Origin of the sequence: Duncaniella dubosii (assembly GCF_004803915.1) — a bacterium.
GTDB lineage: Bacteria > Bacteroidota > Bacteroidia > Bacteroidales > Muribaculaceae > Duncaniella > Duncaniella dubosii.
Map to the genome: position 1 here is coordinate 3091338 of NZ_CP039396.1, position 21750 is coordinate 3113087.

16 protein-coding genes, 2 tRNA genes and 4 pseudogenes are annotated in these 21750 nt (G+C 46.5%); 19 read left to right on the top strand and 3 right to left on the bottom strand.

The window, feature by feature from the left end; all coding sequences use genetic code 11:
• The first annotated feature begins 16 nt into the window (after positions 1-16).
• From ffh to E7747_RS13785, 5 genes and pseudogenes are all read left to right on the top strand, one after another.
• Positions 17-1350, top strand: a pseudogene (ffh, locus tag E7747_RS13765) (signal recognition particle protein).
• A complete protein-coding gene (gene folD, locus E7747_RS13770; protein ID WP_136416577.1) occupies positions 1347-2228 on the top strand; it encodes a bifunctional methylenetetrahydrofolate dehydrogenase/methenyltetrahydrofolate cyclohydrolase FolD in 882 nt (293 codons plus the stop codon). The pseudogene ffh and the gene folD overlap by 4 nt, the downstream one beginning before the upstream one ends.
• Positions 2229-2299: 71 nt before the next feature.
• Entirely contained in the window at positions 2300-3388 is a 1089-nt protein-coding gene (locus E7747_RS13775; protein WP_136416579.1) for a CapA family protein, read from the top strand.
• 155 nt (positions 3389-3543) lie between these two features.
• Positions 3544-5585, top strand: a pseudogene (gene htpG, locus E7747_RS13780) (molecular chaperone HtpG).
• Positions 5586-5797: 212 nt separating this feature from the next.
• On the top strand, positions 5798-6019 hold the full coding sequence (locus E7747_RS13785; RefSeq protein WP_123614450.1) for a hypothetical protein: 222 nt from the start codon (positions 5798-5800) through the stop codon (positions 6017-6019).
• Positions 6020-6176: 157 nt separating this feature from the next.
• Here E7747_RS13785 and E7747_RS17300 read toward each other — a convergent pair whose 3' ends face one another.
• Complete coding sequence (locus E7747_RS17300; RefSeq protein WP_262710050.1) at positions 6177-6959, bottom strand: family 10 glycosylhydrolase; 783 nt, start codon at positions 6957-6959, stop codon at positions 6177-6179.
• Between the two features lie 80 nt (positions 6960-7039).
• Positions 7040-7693, bottom strand: a pseudogene (locus E7747_RS17305) (glycoside hydrolase family 10 protein); the annotation flags it as partial.
• Between the two features lie 196 nt (positions 7694-7889).
• Here E7747_RS17305 and E7747_RS17085 point away from each other — a divergent pair.
• The 9 genes and pseudogenes from E7747_RS17085 (at position 7890) to rodA (ending at position 17336) form a co-directional block, all read left to right on the top strand.
• Complete coding sequence (locus E7747_RS17085; protein ID WP_228449178.1) at positions 7890-8273, top strand: outer membrane protein assembly factor BamD; 384 nt, start codon at positions 7890-7892, stop codon at positions 8271-8273.
• Positions 8274-8740: 467 nt separating this feature from the next.
• Positions 8741-9076, top strand: a complete 336-nt coding sequence (locus E7747_RS13805) for a DNA-directed RNA polymerase subunit omega (RefSeq protein WP_123614453.1) — start codon at positions 8741-8743, stop codon at positions 9074-9076.
• A gap of 161 nt (positions 9077-9237) precedes the next feature.
• Positions 9238-9513: a 30S ribosomal protein S15 gene (rpsO, locus tag E7747_RS13810; protein WP_123614454.1), complete on the top strand. Its 276-nt coding sequence runs from the start codon at positions 9238-9240 to the stop codon at positions 9511-9513.
• Between the two features lie 271 nt (positions 9514-9784).
• A complete protein-coding gene (gene purH / locus E7747_RS13815; RefSeq protein WP_123614455.1) occupies positions 9785-11329 on the top strand; it encodes a bifunctional phosphoribosylaminoimidazolecarboxamide formyltransferase/IMP cyclohydrolase in 1545 nt (514 codons plus the stop codon).
• Between the two features lie 92 nt (positions 11330-11421).
• Positions 11422-12440: pseudogene (locus E7747_RS13820) on the top strand (rod shape-determining protein).
• Positions 12441-12586: 146 nt separating this feature from the next.
• The gene (gene mreC, locus E7747_RS13825; RefSeq protein ID WP_123614457.1) at positions 12587-13441 is read left to right on the top strand and encodes a rod shape-determining protein MreC; all 855 of its coding nucleotides are present in this window, start codon (positions 12587-12589) and stop codon (positions 13439-13441) included.
• A gap of 6 nt (positions 13442-13447) precedes the next feature.
• Positions 13448-13966: a rod shape-determining protein MreD gene (locus E7747_RS13830; RefSeq protein ID WP_136416584.1), complete on the top strand. Its 519-nt coding sequence runs from the start codon at positions 13448-13450 to the stop codon at positions 13964-13966.
• On the top strand, positions 13963-15825 hold the full coding sequence (gene mrdA / locus E7747_RS13835) for a penicillin-binding protein 2 (protein WP_123614459.1): 1863 nt from the start codon (positions 13963-13965) through the stop codon (positions 15823-15825). Before E7747_RS13830 ends, mrdA begins: the two co-directional genes overlap by 4 nt.
• A 50-nt stretch (positions 15826-15875) precedes the next feature.
• Positions 15876-17336 (top strand): rod shape-determining protein RodA, encoded by a 1461-nt coding sequence (rodA, locus tag E7747_RS13840; RefSeq protein WP_136416586.1) that lies wholly within the window; start codon positions 15876-15878, stop codon positions 17334-17336.
• 81 nt (positions 17337-17417) lie between these two features.
• Here the strand turns inward: rodA and E7747_RS13845 are convergent, their stop codons facing one another.
• Positions 17418-18863 (bottom strand): MFS transporter, encoded by a 1446-nt coding sequence (locus E7747_RS13845; protein ID WP_370275808.1) that lies wholly within the window; start codon positions 18861-18863, stop codon positions 17418-17420.
• A 129-nt stretch (positions 18864-18992) separates the two neighbouring features.
• Between E7747_RS13845 and E7747_RS13850 the strand changes: the two genes are divergently transcribed.
• The 5 genes from E7747_RS13850 to rpmA all read left to right on the top strand — a co-directional run bounded on the left by E7747_RS13850 (position 18993) and on the right by rpmA (position 21584).
• The gene (locus tag E7747_RS13850; RefSeq protein WP_136416588.1) at positions 18993-20111 is read left to right on the top strand and encodes an AI-2E family transporter; all 1119 of its coding nucleotides are present in this window, start codon (positions 18993-18995) and stop codon (positions 20109-20111) included.
• 177 nt (positions 20112-20288) lie between these two features.
• Positions 20289-20362, top strand: a tRNA-Pro gene (locus tag E7747_RS13855).
• Positions 20363-20588: 226 nt separating this feature from the next.
• Positions 20589-20662: transfer RNA gene (locus tag E7747_RS13860), tRNA-Pro, on the top strand.
• A 317-nt stretch (positions 20663-20979) separates the two neighbouring features.
• The gene (gene rplU / locus E7747_RS13865) at positions 20980-21300 is read left to right on the top strand and encodes a 50S ribosomal protein L21 (RefSeq protein ID WP_123614462.1); all 321 of its coding nucleotides are present in this window, start codon (positions 20980-20982) and stop codon (positions 21298-21300) included.
• Between the two features lie 23 nt (positions 21301-21323).
• Positions 21324-21584, top strand: a complete 261-nt coding sequence (rpmA, locus tag E7747_RS13870; protein ID WP_123614463.1) for a 50S ribosomal protein L27 — start codon at positions 21324-21326, stop codon at positions 21582-21584.
• Positions 21585-21750 lie beyond the last annotated feature (166 nt).

Consider the following 21750-nt stretch of genomic DNA (forward strand, 5'->3'; position numbering starts at 1 on the left):
CCCCCCGCAATTCCAAGTGTTTGAGAATCTAAGCGAGAGACTTGAAAGAAGTTTCAAGATACTGAAAGGTGAAGGCAAAATCACCGAAATCAACGTAGCCGAGACCCTCAAGGATGTGCGTCGTGCACTTCTTGAAGCCGACGTGAACTTCAAGGTGGCAAAACAGTTTACCGACGAGGTTAAAGCCAAGGCTCTGGGTATGAACGTAATCAACGCCATCAAACCCGGCGAGCTCATGGTCAAGATTGTCCATGACGAACTTGCCCGCCTCATGGGTGGCGAAACAGCTCAGGTCAATTTGTCAGGCAACCCGACCGTCATACTCATGTCAGGTCTGCAAGGTTCCGGTAAGACCACCTTTTCAGGCAAACTCGCTCGTAAGCTCAAATCGGAACAGGGCAAACGCCCCCTACTCGTAGCTTGCGACGTATATCGTCCGGCTGCTATCGACCAGCTGAAAGTTCTTGCCGAACAGATCAATGTCCCTGTTTATACCGAAGACGGCAACAAGAACCCTGTCGAGATTGCAGAAAATGCAATCCGCTATGCCAAGGCCAACCATAACGACCTTGTAATCATCGATACCGCCGGCCGTCTTGCTGTCGACGAGCAGATGATGCAGGAAATCGCGGCCATCAAGAAAGCTGTCAAACCGCAGGAGACTCTTTTCGTGGTGGACTCCATGACAGGTCAGGACGCAGTCAATACGGCAAAGGAATTCAATGACCGTCTCGATTTTGACGGCGTTGTGCTCACCAAACTCGACGGTGATACCAGAGGTGGTGCTGCGCTTTCGATCCGGACTGTGGTCACAAAGCCAATCAAATTTGTCGGTACAGGCGAAAAGCTCGACGCACTCGATCTTTTCCACCCCTCGCGTATGGCAGACCGCATCCTCGGCATGGGCGACATCGTATCGCTCGTCGAAAAAGCCCAGAATGCCTATGACGAGAAACAGGCCGCGAACTCCAGCGCAAAATAGCCAAAAACCAGTTCAATTTCAACGACTTCCTCCAGCAGATACAGCAAATCCAGAAGATGGGCAATCTGAAGGAACTCGCTTCAATGATTCCCGGTGTCGGCAAGGCGATAAAGGATATTGACATTGACGACAACGCATTCAAAGGCATCGAGGCCATCATCCGTTCGATGACTGCGGAAGAGCGCGAGCGTCCCGAAATTCTCAACGGCAGCCGCCGCAAGCGCATTGCCAAGGGGTCGGGCACAGATATTCAGGAAGTCAACAGACTCATCAAGCAGTTTGACGACGCCCGCAAGATGATGAAAGCCGTATCGGGCATCAAGAACCCGATGGCAATGATGCGTAACATGAAAGGAATGAGAAGATGACACTTATCGACGGAAAAAAGACAGCAGACGACATCAAGCGCGAAATCGCAGCTGAAGTCGAAGAAATGGTAGCACAAGGCAAGCGCCGTCCCCACCTCGTAGCCATCCTCGTCGGACATGACGGTGGCAGCGAGACCTACGTAGCCAATAAAGTGAAGGCATGCGAGGCATGTGGCTTCCGCTCGACACTTATCCGCTATGAGGATGATGTCACCGAGGCCAAGCTCCTTGAAACCATCGCTAAGCTCAACAATGACCCCGAGGTTGACGGTTTCATCGTGCAGCTTCCGTTGCCAAAACATATTTCCGAACAAAAAATCATCGAGGCGATAGACTACCGCAAGGACGTAGACGGATTCCATCCTGTAAACGTCGGCCGTATGTCAATCGGTCTGCCATGCTTTGTGTCTGCTACACCTTCAGGCATCATGGAACTACTGAAACGCTACGGAATCAACACAAAGGGCGCTAAATGCGTGGTGCTCGGACGAAGCAACATTGTCGGCAAGCCGGTGGCCTCACTCATGATGCATAAAGCCAACCCCGGCAACGCGACTGTGACGGTATTACACAGTTCGTCAAACAACATCAATGAGGCATGCGCAGAAGCTGATATCATTATCGCTGCGCTCGGAAGTCCGGGATTTGTCACAGCCGATATGGTGAAGCCGGGAGCGACCGTAATCGATGTAGGAACGACCCGTGTCCCCGACGCGACCCGCAAGAGCGGATTCAGACTGCGTGGAGATGTCGATTTTGAAAACGTAGCTGAAAAGTGTGCGTTTATAACCCCGGTGCCCGGAGGTGTAGGCCCGATGACAATATGTTCGCTTATGCGCAACACCCTCCTTGCCGCTAAAAAAGAGATTTACAATTAATCGATATCAGTTCAGGGATGCCAACAACGGCATCCCTGAAATTCATATAACACTATCAAAAAGACGTGAGCATGATTGCAGTTTTCCTGTCGCTTCTCTCATTGCTGATTCCTCAGGACAGCGCGGAGATTGTGTTTGCCGGTGATGCGATGCAGCATCAGCGACAGATTAACGCGGCCATGCAGCAGGACGGCTCTCTCGACTACTCCCCCTATTTCACATCGCTCTCTCCCTATATTTCCTCGGCCGATTTCGCCGTAGTGAATCTTGAAACTCCACTTGGCGGCGCACCCTATTCAGGTTACCCTATGTTTTGTGCGCATGACAACTATGTCGACGCGCTCAGAGATGCCGGCTTCAATCTTATCCTGACCGCCAACAACCACATTCTTGACAGACGCGACAAAGGCGTGATAAGAACTATAAACACATTGGAAAGAAAAGGAGCCCCGTATATCGGCGTATATCGCAACCTCGCTCATCGCGATTCCATACTGCCGATGATTCATGACATCAATGGGTTTAAAGTCGCGTTTCTCAACTACACTTACGGCACGAACGGCATTACTAAAAGAAGCGACATTGAGATCGACTATATTGACCGTGCGCGTATAGTATCCGACATAAGCAATGCACGAAAGAAAGGCGCTGAGATCATAGCAGTGTGCATTCACTGGGGAGAGGAATATAAACTCCTGCCCAACGCATCTCAAAAAAGTCTGGCAAAATTTCTGGCTGATTCGGGAGTCGAACTTATAATCGGAGGACATCCGCATGTGATCCAGCCGATGGAGCTGAAAATCCACCGACCGACAGGCCGTCCATGCTTCACAGTATACTCGTTAGGCAACTTCATCTCATCAATGCGCACCACCGACACACGTGGAGGTGCTATGGCCCGTGTGAAACTCGCACGCGACGTGTTCGGCCGTGCGTACGTATGCAAAGCAAGCTACCGGCTTGTATTCACACAACCGGCATTAGGTAACAGCGACAATTTCATGCTTCTCCCTGCGGAAAGTCAGAAGCTGCACAAATCGATGGATCATTTCCGCAGAGGTTTCATCCGCAATGCTGTCAACATTTTTGACCGTCACAATATCAACGTTCCACGCGACACAACAGTAATATTGCCGAAAACAGTTTCCCTCATCGATTAATGACGCATCGACAATTTCGTCACACATATTACTAAAAAGTGGACTGTCTGTCATTTTTGCAGTATTTTTAACAGAATTTGTCAGTTTTCCATTCTGGCATTTTGTTTGCTATATTGTTCTAAGTAATAAATATAAAAAACTTAAACCGATATATTATGCAAAAAGGACAGATTGGAGTAACAACCGAAAACATATTTCCGGTCATAAAAAAATTCCTCTACTCCGACCACGAAATTTTTCTTCGCGAACTCGTATCCAATGCCATTGATGCGACCCAGAAGCTGAAAACACTTGCCTCATTCGGAGATTTCAAAGGTGAGCTCGGCGAAATGAAAGTCCGCGTAACCGTCGATAAGGAAGCGGGCACTCTCACTGTAAGCGACCACGGTATCGGAATGACATCTGAAGACATTGATAAATATATAAATCAGATTGCCTTCTCAGGCGCGGAAGAGTTCCTTAATAAATACAAAGATACCGCCAACGCCATCATAGGTCATTTCGGACTCGGCTTCTACTCTGCATTTATGGTAGCAAAGAAAGTCGAAATTCGTTCGCTAAGCTACAAGGAAGGTGCTGAAGCAGTGAAATGGACATGTGACGGAAGCCCTGAATACGCTATGGAGCCCACCGACAAAGCCGAACACGGTACGGACATCGTGCTCTACATAGACGATGACAACAAGGAATTTCTCGAACAGGCACGCATTGACACCCTGTTGAAGAAATATTGCCGCTTCCTTCCTGTCCCTGTAATTTCCGGCAAAGAGCAAGAATGGAAAGACGGTAAATATGTCGACACCGACAAGGACAAAATTGTCAACGATACCGAACCGGCATGGACCAAGAAACCGTCTGAACTGACTGACGAGGATTACCGCAAATTCTACCATGAGCTTTATCCCGGACAGGAAGATCCATTGTTCTGGATTCATCTTAACGTTGACTATCCTTTCACTCTTACAGGCATCCTGTTCTTCCCAAAAATTAAAAGCAACCTTGACATCCGCAAGAACCGCATCCAGCTCTATTGCAATCAGGTCTATGTGACAGATTCAGTCGAAGGTGTCGTGCCTGAGTTCATGATGCTTCTTCAAGGTGTCATCGACTCGCCAGACATCCCCTGAACGTGTCACGTTCATATCTCCAGAGTGATACAGCCGTAAAAAAAATCTCTGGCTACATCACCAAGAAAGTGGCATCACGACTTGACGAACTTTTCAAGGAAAACAGAGCCGATTTCGAGGCAAAATGGGATGACATCAAGATTTTTATCGAGTATGGCATGCTGACAGACGAGAAATTCTGCGACTCAGCCATGAAGTTCGCCCTTCTCCGCGACACAGAGGGAAAATATTTCACTCTTGACGAATACCGCACCCTCGTTGAAGCGTCCCAGACCGACAAGGACGGCAACGTAGTCTATATTTATGCGACCGATGTAACCGCCCAATACAATTATATCCATTCTGCAAACGAGAAAGGCTACAATGTGCTGCTCATGGACGGACAGCTTGACGGCCATTTCATTTCTATGCTTGAAAGCAAGCTTGAAAAGACCCATTTCGTGCGCGTAGACAGCGATGTCGCCGAGAAACTCATCCCGAAAGAGGAGGCCAAGGACAGTGGTCTTACATCGGAACAGATTTCACTCCTTACCCCACTATTCCGCAGCCAGATTCCTGCCGTAGAAAAAGCAGATTTCCTCGTGTCGTTCGAATCGCTCGATCCTGCAGCCAACCCGATTCTCATCACTCAGAACGAATATATGCGACGCATGAAAGACATGGCGGCCACTCAGCCCGGCATGAGTTTCTATGCAGAACTTCCAGACAGTTATAACCTTATCGTCAACACTTCGCAGCCTGTCGTTGCGAAAATTCTTGACGAAGCCGAGAAGGCTCTTTCCGAAAAGCTTGCTCCCATCAACGGCACTATTGACGCAGACAACGAAAAGATTACCGTTCTCCGCTCTGAAATCAAGGACAATAAACCTACCGACGAGCAAAAGGCCGAAGAAAAGCAACTTTCCGACAATGTCGAGAAGAACCGTATGGAAAAGGAAGAGATCATAGCCCGCTATGCTTCCGAGAAGCCGGTTGTGAAACAGGCCATAGACCTCGCTCTTCTTGCAAACGGACTTCTCCGTGGACGCGACCTCAATGAATTTATCAACCGTTCAGTGAAAATGCTCTAACGCAAATCAACTGTTATAATTAAACCCGATTAAGCGCATCTTGTCATATCTACGTGTGGCAAGATGCGCTTTTCAGTATCATTAACATACATTAATCTACATGGGCAATATTTTAGCTCACATCATTCACTATCTTTGCAAAGTCAACCACTCATTCTCCATTACCACCCCGTAATACTCCTCACTTTTCTCACTTCTCAAAACCAGCTATCATGAAAACTTCATTTGTCATCAGTCCGCGTGTCATCAATACAATCAACTCACTCCAACCGGCCGATCGCACACCTATCAGCAATGCCCTGAGCATGGAATTCATTCTCGGGCAAAACCCGGAGGACACGTTGACGCCGATGCAGAACATTATTTACGCAATCATCCGATTCTACGTGACACAGGATTCAAAACGCTTTTCCCATCCGAAAACTGCAAGCTAAGACTATGCAGGCACACATCATTGTCAACAGATTTCAACTTCAATAAGCTGATTAGCAAAAATCTTGATTCGTTAAAACTACGATGTGGGCACTCTGAGACAGAGCGCCCACATCAAATTCAATATATCTCCACAAGAAAGATTATCCGATATGCCGGTTAAAGGAAAACAGGGTCGGATTCAACCGAATCCCCGTCAATTGCAGTCACAGCATAACCCATCCCCATAGGGACAGCGACAGAGCAACCATAACTGATCCTGACAAGATACCTGCTGTCTATGCCGTCACCTCCGGTATCCATAATTTCCTCCCTCGACAGATGAGCCGGGAAAGCGTAGACAGCATAACGCCGCAACTTCCCGGAATCACATTTTTGCTCCCTCCATGACAATACTCCTCCTTTTGATGACAGCCCGCTCGGCGACAATGGTTTCTCGCCACCTTTTCGACATATCCTCGGAGATAGCGCTTTGCTCGAATAATGCTCGCGCGCTATGTCCTGCGATAGCTTACCAAGAAACTTGGCGCTATAAAACACAGACCCGAACTCGCCTGTCATACTAAGAGCCCTGTTAGCTTCTACTTGACGCAAAATCTCACTACGCTGCGATGGCGTATTATTCTTTTCAAGAGGAGCAAGCGTCATGCTCGAATAGAAATGACATCCATATAGCCCCGCCGCGTTGCTCCACCAACGCACCAATGGTTCATAAGGCGCTGTCGAGTGAGTCGTCGGCCAATAGATTTGCGGAGAAATAAAGTCTACAGTCTGCTGGTAAAGCCAGCCGAGAGGGTCTGAATAGATTTCTTTATATTGCCAATCGTCAGCCTTAACCCCACACGGCAGCATTCCCCATTTATCGGAAGATGTATGCGACTTTCCGGCAACACCGGCCGGCGAGATTCCGAATCTAACATCAGGACGCGTATCAAGAAGCATGCAATGTATATCGGCCACCGTTTTATGCACGTTAGCCCTTCGCCAGTCCCAAAACTCATCCACGGAGACTGCTCCTGCCAAAGAGCATAATCAGGAGCATCTGATGTTTCCGGGATACGGTTTGGGTAAAAATAGTCGTCAAACACAAGTCCGTCGACAGCATAGCCGGTAACTATCTCACGGCATATATTGACGATATGCTCACGCACCTCTTCAATCCCCGGGTTAAACACGGTGTATTTCCCATACGACAGCAACCAGCCTTGATCTTTCCATTTTCTGTCAATATCGCTGTCGTAGTTAGTTCCAGCGCTCCATCTGAACGGGTTTACCCACGCATAGCACTCCAGACCGCGCTTGTGGCATTCATTGACCACAAATTCCAAAGGATCCCATCCGGGAGATATACCTCTTTTGCCTGATATAAACGAAGACCACGGCTCAAGTTTTGAATCGTACATCACATCCGCCATGCCACGCACTTGAAAAAAGACCGATGTCAGATTCATTTTTTCGCAACGGTCAAGCAACTCCATCATCTCGGCCTTCTGTTTCCTCTGTATCGCAGGTGTCGTTCCCGTCACAGATGGCCAGTCAATCCCCCATACGGTTGCAAGCCACACACCGCGCATTTCACGTTTGGGAGAACCGCCCCATACCGGAAGCGCACATACTCCCGCCGAAACCATCAGAGAGAAAATGAAAAAGAGCCTTATGCTAATATTCTTGACCATGTATTTAATGTTTTTATTGACAAATTTAGCTGAATTTATCGAATTTTAGCCTCATCCTGATATAATAATACGGAATAATGTTATTTTTACTAAAAATATCGGTCGTCAATTGCTCAAAATTGCCAAAAATGCGTTAAATTTGCAAGTTGAAAAATCAATTCTCACGAAGACCACCAAATAATCAGTGATCACAAAAATGCGAAAGTACTTAGTCTTGCTTGCAACCGCCATGATCTTCACATCGTGTGGAGAGTATCAGCGCGTGCTCAAAAGCAATGACGCAAACTATCGTCTCGATTATGCCAAGCGAGCTTTCGAAGCGAAAAAATACACTCAGGCATCAACTGCGCTTGAAGACATCGTCACTCAGTTCAAAGGTTCTGAAAAGGCTGAAGACGCTCTCTACCTTCTTGCCCTCTCAAACTATGAGAACAAAGACTACCAGACTTCAGGGGAATACTTCAAGACATATTACAGCCGTTTCCCGAAAGGTAAATATACAGAATTAGCCCGTTTCTATACAGGCTACGGATATTACCTCGACTCCCCGAGCCTCAGCTCGACCAGTCAGGGACAATAAAGGCCATTGAAGAACTCCAGTCATTCCTTGACTATTTTCCTAAAAGCGACAAAGTATCAATCGCCCAGAATGCCATCTTTGAACTTCAGGACAAACTGACCCTGAAACAGCTTGAAAACGCCCAGCTATATTACAACCTTGGCAGCTATCAGGGTAACAACTACGAAAGCGCTGTAATAGTCGCCAAGAATGCCATCAAGGACTATCCCTATTCAAAATACAAAGAAGACCTTGAACTGCTCGTCCTGAAAGCCAGATATCAGGAAGCACGCGAAAGTATCGACGAAAAGAAAGCAGACCGCTTCCGCGAAGTCATCGACGAATATTACTCCTATATAAATAACTACCCCGACACTCCCAACCGCGAAGAGGCCGACAATATTTTCAAAATCGCCCAGCGCTATGTCAAGGACTAACCACAAGGAGTAACAAGCACAAGCAACAACTACATAAACCTCAGAGATATAATGGACTACAAGAAGACCAACGCACCTCTCAACACTCAGACCCGCGACCTCATCAAAATGAGCGAGGACACCGGCAACGTTTATGAAACCGTATGTATCATCGCCAAACGCTCAAATCAGATCGCCGGCGAGATGAAACACGACCTCGAAAAGAAACTTCAGGAATTCGCATCGCTAAGCGACAACCTTGAGGAAATCTCGGAAAACCGCGAACAGATTGAAATCTCACGCTTCTACGAGCGCCTCCCCAAGCCCACTCTGATTGCTACTCAGGAATATCTTGAACACAAGATCCATTTCCGTAATCCCGCAAAAGACCATCTAAACATGGACTAAACCATATCGGCTCCTGACAAAAGGGTATACATGCCAAGTTTTGCCATCGTTTTTCCCGCAAAGGTTTGGATTTATCAAAGTTAATGCTTACCTTTGTACGCTCTTTTAGAGCAAATATCTATTTATCATATATCATTAACCACTTTTAAACATCTGTATCAATGCACTTGAACTCTGATGAAAAAGTAGAAATCTTTGAGAAGTACGGTAAGGGCAAGACTGACACTGGCTCACCTGAAGCACAGATTGCATTATTCTCAGTCCGTATCGCTCATTTGACTGAACACCTCAAGTCAAATCACAAAGATTATACGACAGCACGAGCTCTTAAGGCTTTGGTAGGTAAGCGTCGTCGACTTCTCGACTATCTCATCCGCAAGGATATCAACCGCTACCGCGCCATCATCGCCCAGAAAGAGCTCGGTATCAGAAAGTAATTTTTCCAGCTTGTGGACAAATTCACTTGAAGATTACAAAAGAGTCCTGATTTTTTAATCAGGACTCTTTCTTTTATTCTAAAAGTACCGTACCCGGAACGATATAGAGAAAACAATATGCACCAAACATCAATCCTTCGATAAAAGTTATTAATTTTTTAATTTAAACCGCCAACAATTGAGCTTAAATTCCTTCAAATAGTGAGTATTTTTCATTAACTTTGCACTTTCAAAATCATAGTTTCCAAAATAAGTTCAGAAATTACTACCGATGTCTGACAACAAACGAATCAAGACCGCGCTTATTTCAGTCTTTTACAAAGACGGACTGGATGAAATTTTGTCGTTGCTCCATGCCGACGGTGTTAAATTCCTTTCGACAGGGGGCACTCGTTCTTTTATTGAAAGTTTAGGTTATGAATGTGATGCCGTAGAGGATCTTACCGGCTACCCTTCCATACTTGGCGGCCGCGTCAAAACCCTACACCCCAAAGTTTTCGGAGGCATCCTTAACCGTCGTGATAACGAGGGCGACCGGGGACAGATAGCACAATACGAAATCCCTGAAATCGACCTTGTAATCGTAGACCTCTATCCGTTCCGTGCGACTGTGGCATCAGGAGCACCAGAAGCTGACATTATTGAGAAAATTGACATAGGCGGCATATCGCTTATCCGCGCAGCAGCCAAGAACTACAAAGATGTAGTGATCGTCGCGTCCAAAGCACAATACAAACCTCTTGCCGAAACGCTCAAACGCAACGGCGCCGAAACTTCTCTTGAAGAACGTCGCTGGTTCGCCGGTCAGGCTTTCGCCGTATCATCTGGCTACGACACCGACATCTACAATTATTTCGCATCGACAACAGTTCAATGTCCCATTGACGAATGCGACGCGCTACGCATTGCATTCGATGATGCAAAAGCAATGCGCTACGGTGAAAACCCACATCAGAAAGGCACATTCTTCGGTGATTTCGAAGCAATGTTCACCCAGCTTCACGGCAAAGAGATTTCCTATAACAATCTCCTTGACATTGACGCGGCAGTATCTCTGATTTCAGAATTTACCGATCCTACATTTGCAGTTCTCAAACACAACAACGCATGTGGCCTTGCGACTCGTCCTACCATCGCGGAAGCATGGAAAGACGCACTTGCAGGAGACCCGGTAAGTGCGTTTGGCGGTGTGCTCATCACCAACGGAACTGTAGACGAAGCCGCAGCTGAGGAAATCAACAAAATATTCTTTGAGGTCATCATAGCACCAGCATATACCGACGGTGCTCTTGAAATACTCAAACAAAAAAAGAACCGCATAATCCTCGTAATCAAGAAAGAGCTTGACACCAAAATGCAGTTCCGATCAATCCTAAATGGTGCGCTCGTTCAGGAACGCGACCTTAAGATTGAAACCGTCGATGACCTCAAACAGGTAAGCGAAAAAGCAGTCTCACCTCAGCAGGCTGCCGATCTTCTGTTTGCCAACAAGATTGTGAAGAATTCAAAGAGTAATGCAATAGTCCTTGCAAAAGACGGCATGCTTCTTGCAAGCGGTGTCGGCCAGACTTCACGCGTAGACGCGCTCAAGCAAGCTATCGAAAAGGCACATTCATTCGGTTTTGACCTTCACGGCGCAGTTATGGCATCTGACGCATTCTTCCCCTTCCCCGACTGCGTAGAAATCGCACATGAGGCAGGTGTTACAGCTGTAATACATCCCGGAGGCTCAATCCGAGATCAGGAAAGCGTTGATTATTGCAACGCCAATGACATGGCTATGGTCATCACCGGTTTCCGCCATTTCAAGCATTAATCCTTACATCTAATCTTTGACAAGTCCCTGAGCAAATTTATTGCTCTCCGGGACTTGTCAAAGATAACAAACTTCGAACCTCAATACAACCAATGGGATTACTTTCATTCACTAAAGAAATCGCAATTGACCTCGGTACGGCCAATACGATTATAATACACAATGACAAGATTGTCATCGACGAGCCTTCGATCGTGGCAATCGAAAAACGCACCGGCAAACTCATTGCTGTCGGCCGCGAAGCCAAACTAATGCAGGGCAAAGAAAACGACGGCATCGAGACTATACGTCCGCTCCGTAAGGGTGTAATCGCCAACTTCAATGCCGCAGAGATGATGATCCGTGGTCTCATCAAAAAAGCAAGTTCCAAAAGCAATTGGTTCTCACCTTCAATGAAGATGGTGGTCGGCATACCTTCGGATCGACAGAGGTCGAAATCCGTGCGGTCCGTGACTCATCGGAACATGCCGGTGGCCGTGACGTATACATGATTTACGAACCTATGGCCGCAGCGCTCGGTATCGGCATTGACGTACTCGCCCCCCAAGGAAACATGATTGTGGACATAGGCGGTGGCACGACTGAAATTGCCGTCATCTCTTTGGGTGGCATTGTCTCCAATAAGAGCATTCAGGTAGCAGGCGACGACCTGACAGATGACATTATGGAGCATATGAGCCGCGTACACAATGTCAAGGTCGGCGAGCGCACAGCCGAACAAATCAAAATCCACGTCGGTTCTGCTCTCACTGAACTTGAAAATCCGCCGGAAGACTTCATTGTACATGGCCCGAACAAAATGACAGCACTTCCGATGGAAGTCCCCGTCAGCTATCAGGAAATCTCACATTGCATCGAAAAGTCAATTTCCCGTATTGAAGCCGCCGTGCTTCAGGCCCTTGACGAGACCCCACCGGAACTCTATTCCGACATCGTCATGAACGGCATCTTCCTCGCAGGCGGTGGCGCTATGCTGCGCGGTCTTGACAAACGTCTGACCGACAAAATCGGCATCCAGTTCCACATAGCGGAAGATCCGTTGCTCGCAGTAGCAAAGGGAACAGGTGTCGCGTTGAAAAACATCGACACATTCTCGTTCCTCATACGATAAGACCGGCGAAATCCATACGCCATCTTTCTTCACATTGACTTTTTACAGACAACCATGAATTAGCATTGCGTAAGTAGCTTAGGCATCAAGCCTTTTTATGCCAAGCTCTTATGCACTGCTGTTCGTATAGCTTATATCCATTTACATTGAGCGAGCTTCTAAAGTTTTTCGTAAAATACAGTTCGTGGTTCCTATTCGCGCTCTATCTTGTGGCGGGATTTGCATTGCTGTTTTCACGCAATCCATTTCAGCATCATGTCTTTCTATCATCTGCAAATATTATCGCATCAGGAGTCTACAACACCACACACAATGTTACATCTTACTTCTCGTTGCGCGACATCAATGAGGATTTACAGGCACGCATCTCGGAACTCGAACTTGAAAACTACATGTTGAAAAACCATCTGCGTGCTGAGCGGGAAAAAATTTACGCCGACACGATGACAGTAGATTCAGCACTCACACGCTATCATTTTCTGATTGCCCATGTAATCAACAATTCAATCAACCACTCCCACAATTATATAACCATAGAGAAAGGGCGTCTTGACGGAATTGAGCCTGAGATGGGCGTAATAGACCAGAATGGAATTGTCGGAATAGTAAATGTCGTAGGCGACCATACTGCAAGACTTATTTCCGTTCTAAACCCATATCTCAGACTGTCATGCAAGGTAAAAGGGGAAGACCAAGTCGGCTCACTCGTATGGGACGGACGTGATCCCGGTGAGGCGATACTCGAAGAGCTTCCAAAGCATGCCAAGTTTGTAAAAGGCGATACGGTTGTGACAAGTGGCTATTCATCCGTTTTCCCTGAAGGAGTTCCTGTCGGAACAATCCTTTCAGGCTCACGGGATCGCGAGGACAACTTTTACACGCTACGCATAAAATTATTCACCGATTTCTCAACCCTTTCGACCGTACGAGTCATACGCGACAACATGAAAGAGGAACTCGCTGAAGTTGAAAAGGATATCGAAATCAAAAACATCAATTGATTCCAAATGAGCAAAACGGTGCTTAAATTCATTCTTCTCGGTATAATTCTGGTGCTTGCACAGGTAATTGTGTTCAACCACATATGCCTGTTCAATGTCGCTGTGCCACTGGTGTTTATTTACCTGATTTTGCGACTGCCGATCACGCTTTCGCTCAACTGGCTTCTCACCATCAGTTTTTTTCTCGGTCTGATAGTAGACATTTTTTCAGACACATACGGAATGAACACTGTGTCGTGCACGATACTTGCCATGTGTCGCAGACCGATACTCAGACTTTACGTACCGCGCGAGGAGGATCTGACACGTCCGGAACCATCAATGCACTCGCTCGGAACAGCAACGTATCTGAAATATCTTCTTACAATGACGTTGCTTTACTGTACAATCATATTTCTGATTGAAGCGTTCACATTCTTCAACCCCGTACGCCTACTGCTGCGGATTGTATTCAGCACAATCCTTTCGATGGCAATCATGGTCGGAATTGACAGCTTCATGACTCCACGAAGCGAAAAGAAGTGAGAAAAGATTATAATCTCGAAAAACGGCGCTACGTCATAGGCGGTTTCATCGTGATTATCGCCATGATATATATCTTCAGGCTTGTCAGCCTACAGGTATTTGATTCAAAATATAAAGAGTATGCCGACTCAAATGCGTTTCTGCGAAAAGCAGTCTATCCTTCCCGTGGCATAATTTATGACCGCGACGGGCGGCTTGTCGTATACAATCAGCCCGCCTACGATGTCATGATGATTCCGCGAGACGTGAAGGAGTTCGACACTCTCGATTTCTGCCGGGCACTCAATATCACACCTGAAGACCTGCGCAAACGCTTTGTAGACATGAAAGACAAGCGGCGCAATCCGGGCTATTCGTCATATTCCCCACAGAAACTCCTTACACATCTTACAGCTGAAGAGTACGGTCGTCTGCAGGAAAAACTGTATCGTTTCCCCGGTTTCTACATCCAGAAACGAATCCTGCGCGAGTACAAATACAAAACAGCTGCGAATGTACTTGGAAATATCCGTGAAGTATCACAGAAAGACATTGACAAAGACCCGTACTATATGCCCGGCGACTATATCGGCGATATTGGCATCGAACACACATACGAGGAGCATCTTCGCGGGACAAAGGGCGCAGAAGTGCTGATGCGCGACGCTCTCGGACGCATACAGGGCCGCTATGAAGAAGGCGCACTTGACCGTGACGCAGTGGCGGGAAAAAACATCAAGCTATCGCTCAACATCGAGCTACAGCAATATGCCGAGTCTCTGATGATGAATAAGAAAGGGGCGGTAGTAGCCATCGAACCGTCAACCGGCGAAATACTCTGCCTCGTCTCCGCTCCATCCTACGATCCAAGTCTGCTCATCGGCCGTGAACGCGGTGTAAATTACAATAAAATGATGGCCGACCCTGACAAGCCGCTCTTCAACCGTGCGATTCAGGCGACATATCCTCCCGGCTCGACATTCAAGCCAACACAAGGTCTCATTCTTCTTGAAGAGGGAATCATCACGACCGGAACCATGTTTCCCTGCCATCACGGATTTATCTCGGGCGGTCTGCGAGTCGGCTGCCACGGACATGGATCTCCCCTCCCTCTGAAACCTGCACTCCAGACATCATGCAACGCATATTTCTGTTGGGGCTTCAAGGCCATGATTGACAAACGAGGGAAATATGGCAGTTCGGCAAATGCCTTTGATATATGGAAAAAGCACATGGTCTCTATGGGCTATGGCTACAAACTCGGGGTGGATCTTCCAGGTGAATACCGAGGATTTATTCCCAACGTCGATTTCTATAACAAATGGTATGGAGCAGGCCATTGGAGCGCAAACACTATAATCTCAATCTCAATCGGACAAGGCGAAATACTTGCTACCCCTCTCCAAATCGCAAACTTATGCGCTACAATTGCCAACAGAGGCCATTATATCACTCCGCATGTGGTCAAAGAAATACAGGACACTATTGTTCCGGCCGAGTATCTTGAGAAGCACATCCCAACTATTGCCTCTCACTGGTATAACGACATTGCAGAGGGTATGCGCATGGCGGTCACAGGAGGAACATGCCGCCTCGCCAACCTGACAGACATTGAAGTCTGCGGCAAAACCGGCACAGCCCAGAATCCACACGGCAAGGACCATTCGGCGTTTATGGGATTTGCGCCTTACCATGACCCGAAAATAGCAATTGCGGTCTATGTCGAAAATGCAGGCTTCGGAGCGACATTCGGTGTCCCGATCGGTTCGCTCGTCATGGAACGCTATCTTCGAGGTTACATACCTCCAGAGCGGAAATATCTTGAGGAACGTATGCTGCAATCAAACACAATACAATTCGCCGGTACGAAGAAACATTAGAAAGTTCTTTTTGCGGAATCGGAATCTACTCAATTTTTAAAGGATAAAAAATGCAACAAGAAAACAGCGGTTCTGTATTCAGATATGTCGATTGGTTTACAGTCGTTCTATATATCATACTCGTCATGGCCGGAATGGTAAGCATTTATGCTGCAAGCTATGACTTTGACCATGCCAACATGCTAAGTTTCACTGAGTTTTCAGGCAAACAGTTCCGTTGGATAGGGCTGTCTCTTGTCCTTGGTCTTGTCTTGCTCCTTATAGACGCCAGGGTATATGAAAATTATGCCTACGTAATCTATGGTGGATTACTTTTGCTATTACTTGTCACTATATTTATCGCCCCCGACATCAAAGGCTCACGCTCTTGGCTTGTAATCGGGCCGATGAGCCTTCAGCCGGCCGAATTCGGCAAATTTGCGACCGCCCTGTGCCTTGCAAAACTGTTTTCAAGCTATAATTTCGTGCTCAACGCATCGCGTAAGAACTACATGCTCGCACTTCTGATAATCTTCCTGCCCGTAGTTCTGATTCTCGGTCAGAAAGAAACCGGTTCAGCGCTCGTTTATTTGTCGCTCTTTTTTGTGCTGTACCGCGAGGGCATGAGCGGATTGATTCTGCTTGCTGCAGTCTGCGCAGTGACATTTTTTGTAGTAGCCGTCAAATTCACAGGAACCCTTATTTTAGGAATACCCTCAGGGCAGGCTGCTGTGTTCATAATGATAATGTTGCTTATCGTGGCTATGCTTGCGATATACTGCAAGGAATTTGAAGCAGCCCGAAACGTATTACTGTGGTTTCTCGGTACAAGCGCGATTGTAACAGTCCTTGAAATCGCCGGAGTGCCTGTTCCCGGCATGATATTCTTTATAACTGTCATTATGTGGGCTCTTGCATATTGCGTCCTGCTGATGTTCAAGACGAAAGCGCGGAAACTAATAATAACAGTGAGCGCGGCATTAACCTCAATCGTATTCCTGTTTTCAGTCAATTATGCGTTTACATCCATACTCCAACCACACCAGCAGATGCGCATAAAAGTGGCCCTTGGCATGGAGGAAGATCTCAGAGGAGCAGGATACAACGTCAATCAGTCTAAAATAGCTATCGGCTCAGGAGGTTTATTTGGCAAAGGATTCCTTAACGGTACTCAGACAAAGCTTAAATATGTCCCCGAACAGCATACCGACTTTATATTCTGCACAGTCGGAGAAGAGGAAGGATTCATCGGCTCAGCCGGGGTTTTGTTATTGTTCCTGATACTTATATTACGAATCATACATATTGCCGAACGCCAGCCAAACGTATTTGGACGTGTCTATGCTTATTGTGTGGCAAGTTATCTCATATTCCATATTGCAATCAATATCGGCATGGTAATCGGTCTATGTCCCGTAATCGGTATTCCTCTCCCCTTCTTCAGCTACGGAGGTTCTTCTCTATGGGGATTCACATTCCTTCTTTTCATTCTGCTGCGAATAGACGCGTCACGCCGCGAACGGTCTTTCTGACAAAATCTATAACCACATAAAACAATCCGGCCAGAAAATCATTTCAGAATTTTCCGGCCGGATTGTTTTATGTGGTGAATTTTAAGCTTCGCCGTCAATACGTACGTCTTCAAAATCCTCTTTTATATTGGGGTCTTCAAGTCCATAGTGATGAACCGTATTCATAGCCTTGAGTATAATACCGAAGATTAGAGCAAGCACTCCAAGGGACGCAAAACAACACATTGGAAGAGTGTAGTCATATTGCATCGGGTCTGTAACTCCGGGATTAGACCAAGTGATCACCTTACCGATAAGAATGGGAACGAACGCGAGACCTATATTCTGCACCCAGAATATCAATGAATAAGCACTGCCAAGGAAGCGTTTGTCCATAATTTTGGGGACTGACGGCCAAAGAGCCGCCGGCACGAGAGAAAACGAGATACCCAACACGACGATGGCCGAATAAGTAATCAGTTCACTCTTAGTTGCGGGAACTACAAATGCGAATGTCAGGTGACATACGATCATCAGGATCGCACCAAGAATCAGCATGCTTGCCCCTTTGCCTTTACGGTCAAGATAATAACCGAGCAGAGGCGTGAGAGCCGCCGCTCCAACCGGGAACCAACGGAAAATATCAGATGCCTGAGTCTCGGAAATGCCAAGGTTACACTGAAGCATATTGGCTGCGTAACGCTGGAATGGGAAAATTGCCGAATAGTAAAGTACACATAGCATTGCTATAATCCAGAAAAGCTTGCTTTTGAAAATCGAACCGACATCCGAAAGCTTGAACTCTTCGTCAGACTCAGCTTCAGCAACCTTATTGGCACCCATCTCGCGGTCAAGCTTGGCATCCATGAAAGTAAACACAATATAGGCAAGGAGGCCGATACAAAGCAGCGCCGAGCAGAAAGCCACAGGAACTACGACCGAAGCCGGAACTACGCTGTCGGCAAGACGGGGTGAGATTGTAAAGATGAAGAACACTCCGATTCTCGCTATGGCCATCTCAAGCCCCATTGCAAGCGCCATTTCCTTACCTTCAAACCACTTGGCAAGGGCTTTAGAGACAGTAATTCCGGCCATTTCACATCCGCAGCCAAAAATCATAAAGCCGAGAGCGGCAAGCTTTGCACTGCCCGGCATTTCAGTCCACCATGAATTAAGCCAGAGCTCAAGCGCAGTCCCTTGAAACAATTCACTGATGGCATAAAGTTTAATGAGAGCACCTGCCACCATAAGCGAAGCGGAAAGAGTCCCGGTGAAACGCACACCCATCTTGTCAAGTATGATACCGGCAAGGATGAGAAACCCGAACACATTTAATATGTACTCAGCACCGGCATAGTAGCCGAAAGCATCCGGCGACCAGCCGCGTTGTTTCTGAATCAAAGACTGCAACGGCGACATTACGTCGACAAACATGTAGGCAAACAGCATCATTGACGCAACCAGCGCCAACGCTGTCCATCGCGCCCAAGCCTTGTCGGAAAGCAGCCGACGGCCGGACTCAACGAATGATTGATTTACTTTTTCCATTTATATAGGGTTATTAAAATTGTTTGTTACGGCTCATAAACGGTTGACAAAATTAATACAAATAATGAAATTTTGGAATATATTGATTAATTTCGTGGCCAAATTATAAATATAATAAATATAAGTATCATGCTTGTCCGTCAACGTTACGACCTTGACCGAACCGTAAGGCTCGTCATAAACTGCGTGCTGTTCGTAGGCGCAATATGGCTCATCAGCATTCTCAAAGGAGTCCTGCTCCCATTCTGTGTAGGCTGTCTTATCGCCTATCTTTTCGAACCGTTTGTCCAATTCAACCGCCAGTTGCTAAATCTTAAAGGCCGCGTAATCGCATCGCTTGTGACACTGTTTGAAATGACGTTTTTCCTGCTCGTCATTCTCTATTTTATCGCCCCGATGATTATAAGCGAATCATCTCAGATGGCAGCTCTGCTGAAAAGCTATACGCAAAATGAAATCAAAATCCCATTCATCCCGGAAAGTCTCCACGAATTTCTACGAAACAACGTGGATTTCGAATTCATCGCGCGTAAGCTTTCTCATGAAGAATGGATGAAGATGTTCGAAGAAGGCCTCTCTGCGTCATGGCATGTTATCACAAGATCTATCTCTCTCGTGATGAGCATGTTCAGCTGGGTAATAGTGCTGCTTTATGCAGTATTCATTATGATTGACTATGACAAGATTTCAAGAGGCTTCCAACGCATGGTGATGCCCAAATACCGCAGAGTTGTCTTTAAAATCGGACGTGATGTCAAACATTCGATGAATCAATACTTCCGTGGGCAGGCTCTTGTGGCATTTTTCGTAGGAATCCTTTTCAGCATCGGCTTTCTGATTATCGGACTTCCTATGGCCATAATACTTGGAATGTTTATCGGTCTGCTCAACATGGTACCTTACCTGCAGCTCATATCCCTTATTCCGGCTACTATTATATGTATAGTAGTGTCTGTCGGAGGTGAAATGAGTTTCTGGACACTGTTCTGGAAAATGATAGCCGTATATTGTATTGTACAGGTGATACAGGACCTCGTGCTTACACCCAAAATAATCGGAAAGGCCATGAGCCTTAATCCCGCACTTATATTTCTGTCACTTTCTGTGTGGGGAACACTGCTCGGCATGATAGGACTCATAATCGCAATACCGCTCACCACCCTACTCCTCGCCTACTATGAAGAATATTTCATCAAACCTTATGAAAGGAAGGCACACCGTCATCTTATTGACAAGAAACAGGAGTAACAAAACTGCTATCGAGCTTTATTATGTTAAGAACTACAAACACAATAAAGCTTCAATCCATCTTTTACGCTATTTTAATTAAAATATATTAATTTTTACCGTTGATATTTGGAGATTCAATCAAAACTCTCTACCTTTGCATCGCTTTTGAAAAACAAAGCATATTTATTTCCTAATCGGGGTGTAGCTCAGTTGGTTAGAGTACGCGTCTGGGGGGCGTGAGGTCGCTAGTTCGAGTCTAGTCACCCCGACTTAAGAAATACCGAGATGAGATTCAGCAATGAATCTCATCTCTTTTTTATTTACGACACAACCGCAAACCTGCAGCATCCATCTTCAAGAGCGATAGGCAATTTTCAAAAAACAAAAAACATCTTCAAACTTTTTTTATTTTTTTCTTGATTTTATTTGGAGAATTCAAAAAAACTCTCTACCTTTGCATCGCTTTTGAAAAACAAAGCATATTTATTTCCTAATCGGGGTGTAGCTCAGTTGGTTAGAGTACGCGTCTGGGGGGCGTGAGGTCGCTAGTTCGAGTCTAGTCACCCCGACTTAAGAAATGCCGAGATGAGATTCAGCAATGAATCTCATCTCTTTTTAATTTACCACAACGAGCATGTCGCACTGGCAGAAAACATACAAGGCGATGCGCCTCCAAGCCCGCACATCACCCAAGCGCCCTCAAGATGTCTCCTGAAGATGTTCCCAAAAAAACTTCACACAAAATAAATTCATTTTCTTTGCATGGTTAGCAGATTTTTAGTAACTTTGCGACCGATTTAGCCGTACCGGGCCATCAAAAGAAGCCGCAAGCCAACAAAACAATGCGCTCGCCCGACGGGATAACCTGAAAACCAATTAATAACAAATGTACGCTATCGTAGAAATCCAGGGACAGCAGTTTAAGGCAGAGCCTGAAAAGTTCCTGTATGTTCACTATCTCGGCGAAGCTGTTAAAGAAGGAGACAAAATCGAATTTGACCGCGTGCTCCTCGCTCAGGCCGACGAAACAGTTAAAGTTGGCGCTCCCACAGTGGAAGGCGCAAAGGTTGTATGTGAAGTCCTCACTCCCCTTGTAAAAGGCGAGAAGGTTATCGTTTTCAAGAAGAAACGCCGCAAAGGCTATCGTCGCAAAAACGGACACCGCCAATACTTCACCAAAGTGTTAATTAAAGAAGTTGTAGCTTAACCCCACTAAAATCCTAAAAAGAAATGGCACATAAAAAAGGTGTTGGTAGTTCTAAGAACGGCCGTGAGTCAGAAAGCAAACGACTCGGTGTAAAGATTTTCGGTGGCCAGTACTGCAAGGCAGGTAACATCATCAAGCGCCAGCGTGGAACAGTGCATCACCCCGGTCTCAACGTAGGCATGGGCAAGGATCACACCCTCTTCGCACTCATCGATGGTGTGGTTGTCTTCACTGAAGGCAAGGAAGGCCGCAAGTTCATCAATGTCAAGCCGGCTGAAGCGTAAATAACGACTTCTACTTCAACCCGGAAACACTATCACTCTGCAGGGGAGCAAACTCGACAAAGTTTGCTCCCCTGCAAGCGTTTTTTTTCAAAAATAATTGTTAACTTTGTTCGCAGAGAGTCATGGCACGAGACCACAAAACCCACCCGCCACGACAATACCGCTT